5 protein-coding genes are annotated in these 4,813 nt (G+C 35.0%); 2 read left to right on the forward strand and 3 right to left on the reverse strand.

Features of this window, described 5'->3' with window-relative positions:
• The 3 genes from AB8B65_RS20005 to ruvC form a co-directional block, all read right to left on the reverse strand.
• Positions 1–564: coproporphyrinogen-III oxidase family protein (locus AB8B65_RS20005; RefSeq protein WP_405303058.1), on the reverse strand; the 564-nt coding region annotated here is incomplete at its 3' end.
• 46 nt (positions 565–610) lie between these two features.
• Complete coding sequence (locus AB8B65_RS20010; protein WP_405303055.1) at positions 611–2,335, reverse strand: hypothetical protein; 1,725 nt, start codon at positions 2,333–2,335, stop codon at positions 611–613.
• Positions 2,313–2,867 (reverse strand): crossover junction endodeoxyribonuclease RuvC, encoded by a 555-nt coding sequence (gene ruvC, locus AB8B65_RS20015; RefSeq protein WP_405303059.1) that lies wholly within the window; start codon positions 2,865–2,867, stop codon positions 2,313–2,315. Before ruvC ends, AB8B65_RS20010 begins: the two co-directional genes overlap by 23 nt.
• A 96-nt stretch (positions 2,868–2,963) precedes the next feature.
• On the opposite strand from ruvC, the gene AB8B65_RS20020 reads away from it, so the two are divergent.
• Positions 2,964–3,947, forward strand: coding sequence for a hypothetical protein (locus tag AB8B65_RS20020; RefSeq protein WP_405303056.1), 984 nt, complete (start codon positions 2,964–2,966; stop codon positions 3,945–3,947).
• On the forward strand, positions 3,944–4,813 hold an 870-nt coding region (locus AB8B65_RS20025), incomplete at its 3' end, for a glycosyltransferase (protein ID WP_405303057.1). The genes AB8B65_RS20020 and AB8B65_RS20025, both read left to right, overlap by 4 nt.

The raw sequence follows: 4,813 nt of genomic DNA on the forward strand, positions 1-4,813 counted from the left end.
AAGGGCATAACTTGATATATGATTGATTCCGAAGTTAAAAACCGTTTCCAAATTGGTTTTCCATTGTTCCATGGTCATATTTGGAATTCCGTAAATGAGATCGATTGTAATGTTATCAAAATACTGTGTCGCAAATTCCAAGCTTTTTTTAGCTTCTACACTGTTGTGTGCACGATTCATCATTGATAAATGTTCATCATAAAACGATTGAATTCCGATACTTAATCGATTTATTTGCGACTTAGATAATTCTAAAATTTTAGCTTCCGTTAAATCATCCGGATTTGCTTCTAAGGTAATTTCTGGAGTTTCGGAAACGGTATAATTCGCATGAACCGTTTCCAATATTTGACTGATTTCTTCCAACGAAAGTACACTCGGCGTTCCGCCACCAAAATAAATAGTTTCAATGGTTGTGTGTGCCAATTCCGCTTGACGCAATTGCAATTCTTTCTGCAAAGCATTTATCATAACATCTTTTTTCGCCAAAGACGTGGAAAAATGAAAATCGCAATAGTGACATGCTTGTTTACAAAACGGGATATGTATATAAATTCCGGCGATAGTTTCTAAGTTGATTTCAGTTCATGAATAGTTCTGCAAAGTAAAACTACTTTTGCGGAATTACGTATAATTTTGGATTGATCGCTTTGAGCGAATCTATATTTTTCTGTGAAATGTATCTCGGATTTACAATTATGCGTTCTAAAGTTGGTTTCTCAGCAATGCTGTACGGAATGCTTTTTATGGGCGTGTCGTACACAATAATACTGTACACACTTTTCAGCGATTCTAGCGCTTTCGGAAAGGTTTTAAAACGGTTTCCATCCAAAGCAACACGACCTAAACTGTCTAAATTTTTGAACGATTTTGGCAAACCTTCCAATCGGTTTGAACTCAATGTCAACTGCTGTAATCCTTCCAAACTACCGAAAGATTGTGGCAATTTTTCAAGTTCATTAATGTACATACTTAAATTCCGAAGATTGATTAAATCTCCAAAGTTTTCTGGTAAAGTTTCTATATGACTGCGATTTGCTTCCAAAATGACAAGTTGCGAACAACGTGCAACCTCAGCAGGTAAGTGCGTTAATTTTATTTGCGAAATGTCCAACACTTGCAAACATTGTAAATTTTGAATACTTTTTGGAAGTGCGGTCAGTTTTCTGTTATTACTAACATCTAGCAGTTTTAAGTTGCGCAATGCTCCGATGGATTCTGGAAGTTTTTCAAAACTGTTTCTGCGCATACTTAAAATGAGTAATTGATCTAAAAGTTGAATATTTTTTGGCAATTGTGTAATTCCGCAATTGTTTAGTAACAGCACTCTCAAATTTGGAAGTTGACTTAAATCTTCAATCGTTTTTTCAATATCTGTAAATCGATTGGATGACAGGTTTACGATTTGCAAATTTTTAAACTTCAACAGTATTTTTGGAAGTTCTTTGTAGCCATTATAGGAAAGATTTAATGAAAACACTTTTTCTCGTTGTGGCAATAATGCTTCCAAATCTTCAATTCGTGGCTCTTTCGCAATATCGTTCATAATTTCCGCACGACGATAGTCATTATTTGGAAATAAATTAAATTCATGGCAATCATTTTTTATGGCTTTTTCCAATTCTTCCATCGTAAATCTTGGTAATTTGAAATTGGCAAGATCTTCAAACTTAATATTATTTTCTAGTAGGTTTTTCATCAAAATAGAATCTTGCTCAAACCCACGATTATCCAAAAAAGCAGTGTCCCATATCGCACCTTCTTTGTTGCTTCCTAAGTGTTTTGAAAAAATCATATAGTAATAATTGTTCCGAACGTCTTCGTAAGAACCTGGCATTCTGGTACGTTGCTCATAGACTTTTGCTGCAAGATCAAATTTTTGCGCCATAAAAGCACAGTTTGCTTTCCAAGATAGTAAAAACGGGAGTTTTCCATTTCTCTGAATAATGGTTTCAATATCTACCAATGCTTTTTCAAATTCGCCCATGTGCAAATAGGTTTGAAATCGAAACATCATTGCCGCTGAATCTTCAGGTTTTTTGTCAAGATATGTATTCAAATCTGCCAGAATACTTTCAAGATCTAACGGTGCAATATTTGTAGCAATTACGGCTCTTGTAAAATAGGTTGGAATTTCGTCTGGCTTTCGTTTCAAATATTCATCCAACAACTCTTTGGCAGCTTTCCAATTTTTAGCATCTGCGGCTTTTTGGTAACGTTCCAGGACTTCTTCATCACTGAGTAAATTCCCGCAGGAAAATAGCAATAGTGATACAAAACCAACTAAAAGTGTTTTAAAAAAATGTGTCATTTTACTTTTTAACGCGTTTTTCATTTTGTTTTACAAAACTTGCCCAACCTGAATAATTTTTACCTACTTCTACTCTACCCGAATTGTAAAAATGACAAACTGCTGCTGCCAAACCATCGGTAGAATCTAGGTTTTTGGGAAGTGTTTTTAAATTCAATAAACTTTGTAACATTCTAGCTACTTGCTCTTTACTCGCATTTCCATTTCCTGTAATTGCCATTTTTATTTTTTTGGGAGCGTATTCTGTGATGGGAATTTCACGCGATAAACCTGCTGCCATTGCCACACCTTGCGCGCGTCCCAATTTTAACATCGATTGTACGTTTTTACCAAAAAATGGTGCTTCAATTGCAATTTCGTCCGGGTTGTACGTGTCAATTAATTCAACAGTACGTTCAAAGATGAGTTTTAATTTTAAGTAATGGTCTTTGTATTTTTGAAGCTGCAATTCGTTTAGTTGCAAAAAGTGCATTTTTTTGCCTACGACTTTTATCAATCCGAAACCCATAATGGTTGTTCCTGGATCAATTCCTAATATAATTTTTTCGGTTTGTATCGGCTTTTTCGGTTGCTTCATCTCTTTCAAAGGCTGTCATTGGCATGAAAATAAGTTCCATGCTGATTTGTATTCCGAAATGCGTTACTTTGTAGCATGCAGATTTCGGCATCTCACAAAACTAAACAATTCTTTACGTTCGCAATAAAAGTAGCGATACTAATTGGTGCTGCCTATTTTATTTATGACAAATTAGCGCACAATACACAATTGGATTTTGATGCGTTTTGGAATCAGCTTGAAACTTCTCAACTTTTAGAACCGTTGGTCATTTTTGGCCTTTTAATAGCTAGTTTTTTGAATTGGTTTTTGGAAATTATAAAATGGAAAACACTTGTAAGTGCTATAAAATCGATTTCACTTTGGGAAAGTACTGCGCATAGTTTGGGCGGACTTACAGCTTCGTTATTTACACCAAATCGTGTTGGTGAATATGGCGCAAAGGCTTTGTATTTCTTGAAATCTGAACGAAAACGTGTAGTCGGTTTGAATTTTCTCGGAAACATAGCACAATTGATTGCTACCATTGTTTTTGGATGGATCGGATTCACCATTTTTGTGATTGAATTTGGAATTGAATTGCCCTGGTATAGAATTGCACGTATTAGCGCTTTTGTATTGGTATTAGGAGGATTTTTTATTGCTGGAGTTAAACAAAAACGATTTCAGATGAAAGGTTTTTCATGGAAACGTGTTCGTGGTTTTATGCGGAATGTTTCTACTAAAATTCATTGGAAAAATCTGTTTCTTTCCGTGTTGCGTTATGCTATTTTTTCACATCAATTTTATGTATTATTGTTGTTTTTCGGATTGAATACTTCCTACACAATTGCCATGAGCGCCATAACATCTATGTATTTGATTACTTCTCTGATTCCGATGTTGTTCATTTTTGATGTTGTGGTAAAAGGAAGCGTTGCCGTTTGGTTGTTTGGTTACCTCAACCTTTCGGAATTGCCTATTTTATCGGTTGTTTCATTGATGTGGATTCTCAATTTTGTGTTGCCAAGCATAGTGGGAAGTTATTTTGTGTTAAATTTTACACCTATACGAACCAAAGAAAAACCTGTTGCATCATGATCCTAATTCTGCTTTGTTGTATTTGTGCAAGCTACGCTTTGTTGATTTTGAGTTTGGTGCATGGTTTTTGGAAATTGCCAACTATCAAACCGCAAAACATAGAAGCTTCTACAAAATTTTCAGTGATTATCCCTTTTCGGGATGAAGCAGTAAATCTTCCTAGTTTATTAACGTCAATTGCTGCATTACACTATCCGAAATCGAACGTTTCGTTTTGGTTTGTCAATGATGCTTCTGAAGATGATTCTATTCAAATTATAGAAAATTTCCGCCGAAAACATCCAACAGAAAATATACATATTTTACAGAATGAACGTGTTTCCAATTCGCCAAAAAAAGACGCCATTTCAACAGCTATTTCACAAATTGAAAGCAATTGGATTGTTACTACAGATGCCGATTGCATTCTTCCAAAAGATTGGCTCACACTTTTGAATCAAGAAATTATACAACAACAACCAAAAATGATTGCTGCGCCAGTTACGTATAGAAAGGAAACTTCATTTTTCAATACATTTCAACTGCTCGATTTTTTGAGTTTGCAAGGAACAACGATTGGAAGTTTTGGTTTGCGAATTCCTTTTATGTGCAACGGCGCCAATTTAGCCTATCAAAAAGAAGCGTTTTTAGGCGTGCAAGGTTTTTCAGGAAATGATCGTATTGCCAGTGGTGATGATGTTTTTTTATTAGAAAAATTCATTCAAAAATGGCCAAAAAAAGTAATCTATCTTAAATCAAAAAGTGCTTTGGTGACAACTTTTGCGGTCAATTCATTTCAAGAATTTGTATCGCAACGTGTTCGTTGGGCTTCTAAAAGTGCCAATTATAGTTTGCTTACAGGAAAACTGATCGGAATTGTTGTGTTG

The organism is Kordia sp., assembly GCF_045105435.1.
Taxonomy (GTDB): domain Bacteria; phylum Bacteroidota; class Bacteroidia; order Flavobacteriales; family Flavobacteriaceae; genus Kordia.

Excerpts from the sequence above, each read along its gene's own strand:
- AB8B65_RS20010 (WP_405303055.1), bottom strand. The coding sequence starts at position 2,335 with ATGAAAAACGCGTTAAAAAGTAAAATGACACATTTTTTTAAAACACTT.
- AB8B65_RS20020 (WP_405303056.1), top strand. The coding sequence starts at position 2,964 with ATGCAGATTTCGGCATCTCACAAAACTAAACAATTCTTTACGTTCGCA.